At 45.5% G+C, this 2113-nt stretch carries 3 protein-coding genes and 1 pseudogene; all 4 read left to right on the forward strand.

Annotation, left to right across the window (positions count from 1 at the left end; translation table 11 throughout):
* Nucleotides 1-993: T9SS outer membrane translocon Sov/SprA (sov, locus tag AC4E7D_RS14315; protein ID WP_490174453.1), on the forward strand; the 993-nt coding region annotated here is incomplete at its 5' end.
* A 119-nt stretch (nucleotides 994-1112) separates the two neighbouring features.
* Nucleotides 1113-1493, forward strand: a complete 381-nt coding sequence (gene gcvH, locus AC4E7D_RS14320) for a glycine cleavage system protein GcvH (RefSeq protein WP_490174454.1) — start codon at nucleotides 1113-1115, stop codon at nucleotides 1491-1493.
* Nucleotides 1486-1869: a VanZ family protein gene (locus AC4E7D_RS14325; protein ID WP_490174455.1), complete on the forward strand. Its 384-nt coding sequence runs from the start codon at nucleotides 1486-1488 to the stop codon at nucleotides 1867-1869. The genes gcvH and AC4E7D_RS14325 overlap by 8 nt, the downstream gene beginning before the upstream one ends.
* A gap of 81 nt (nucleotides 1870-1950) precedes the next feature.
* Nucleotides 1951-2113: pseudogene (locus AC4E7D_RS14330) on the forward strand (energy transducer TonB); the annotation flags it as partial.

Below are 2113 nucleotides of genomic sequence, written 5' to 3' on the forward strand. Positions count from 1 at the left end.
GAGGACGGGGAGTACATACAGCAGACGCCCAATACTTTTGGCAATTTCAGCATTTCCACCCTGATGATCGGTACATTCTTCAACAAAAGCGATGAGGTGTCTTCAGACAACTTTGAAACGTTTAAGGAGAACAGAATTGTGATCGCAAACCGCCTGCTTTCTGACCGTTCCCAACCAGACGAAGGCCTGGATGCCGATGGTTTTCCCACGCGTTACGGCAAGACTAACCAGGAGGTACTATTACCCGCCTTCTTTGCCGCCTATTCGGGTCAGGATGTAAATAGGGTGAACTTAGATGCCTTCCGTGAGATCCCTATCCCTAACTGGAACATCAAGTATACCGGGCTCATGAGGAACAAGTGGTTCAAAAAGAAATTCAAGCGTTTCTCCCTAAGCCATGGGTATCGGGCGGCGTACAGCATCAATTCCTTCCAGACCAACCTGGAGCGGCAAAACAATCCTATCGACCCCGAAAATCAGGATTTCCTGCCAGAGAATATCATCAATAATGTGGTGCTGACAGATCAATTTAATCCACTGATCCGGGTGGATTTTGAAATGAAAAACTCCCTGAGTGTGCTGGCAGAGGTCCGAGCAGACCGAGCACTGTCCCTGAGTTTTGACAATAACCTGCTTACGGAAATCAATGGAAAGGAATACACCCTGGGGCTGGGCTATCGTTTTAAGGACGTAAAACTGGTGACCAATTTCGGAGGTGAAAAACAGCGCCTGAAGGGCGACCTTAACCTCAAGGCAGATATTAGTCTCCGGGATAATATTACCATCATCAGGAACCTGGATGTGGATAGCAACCAGATCACTTCCGGACAGAACCTGCTTTCGATCAAATTCACTGCAGATTACGCCCTGAGTAAGAACCTGAATGCCCTGTTCTTCTACGACCATTCGTTCTCCCAGTTTGCCGTCTCTACCGCATTCCCGCAGACCACGATCAACACAGGATTTACCCTCAGGTATAATTTCGGAAACTAATACCAAGGCGTACCAGGGGAAATTTTCCAAACCAACCCATTTTTACCTTAAGCCGGGGCGTTCTTTTCTTTGATGAGAAGGAAAGATAAATTACATTTGTTCACATCAAAAACAGCATTATGAATATTCCTTCCGAACTCAAGTATACGAAAGACCATGAATGGGTCCGCCTCGAAGGTGAGATCGCCACAGTGGGGATCACAGATTTTGCCCAGGGCGAGTTGGGTGACATTGTTTATGTTGAAGTAGAGACCGTGGACGAAACCCTGGACCAGGAAGAAGTATTTGGAACTGTGGAAGCCGTAAAAACGGTATCTGACCTTTTTCTTCCCTTAAGTGGTGAGATTGTGGAATTCAATGAATCCCTTGAGGATGAACCGGAAAAGGTGAATTCTGATCCCTATGGGGAAGGGTGGATGATAAAAATCAAGATCAGTGATCCTTCGGAGTCAGAAGACCTCCTTTCCCACGAGGATTACAAAGCCCTGATAGGTGGCTAAAAATCGAATATTTACCTGGGCATTTCTTTCCTGGGTGCTCCTGATCACCGTCCTCAGCCTGATAAGTTTTCCAGACGATCCCAATAGGAGTCTGAATATCCCTCATTTGGATAAAGGCGTACATTTTATCTTCTATTTTGTTGCTGCGATATTGGGGGTTTTCTTCTTCAGGGGAGTGGGCAAATCACGTAATAGCCGTTCCGGGGCCCTTATTGCTAGCCTTTTATTTGTTGTGATTTATGGTACAATACTTGAGGTGATACAAGGTATGCTAACCCATGACCGCAGCGGAGAGATCAACGATGTGCTGGCGAATACGGCTGGCGGGGTTATGGGTATTCTCCTTGTGTGGCTCTGGTTGAAAAGGGAGCGTTAACAAAATTGGAAACATTAATTCGCTTTTTCATGTTTTTCAAATTAATAGTTATATTAGCGAACATTTAATACGTAGACGAAGATGGAACCAAAGAAGAATCCAAAAGCTGACCTGACCAAAAATAGCGGGTTGTATTTTGTAATTGGGCTGGCCATTGTTATGGCGTTGGTCTGGGGTGCCTTTGAATGGAAAACCTATGACAAGACAAGTGAGTATGATATCTCTCTGAATGTAGAGGACCAAC

It is taken from the genome of Lentiprolixibacter sp., from assembly GCF_982873095.1.

What these genes read in the sequence shown, in the direction of transcription:
- gcvH (WP_490174454.1), top strand. Translation starts at nt 1,113, where the DNA reads ATGAATATTCCTTCCGAACTCAAGTATACGAAAGACCATGAATGGGTC.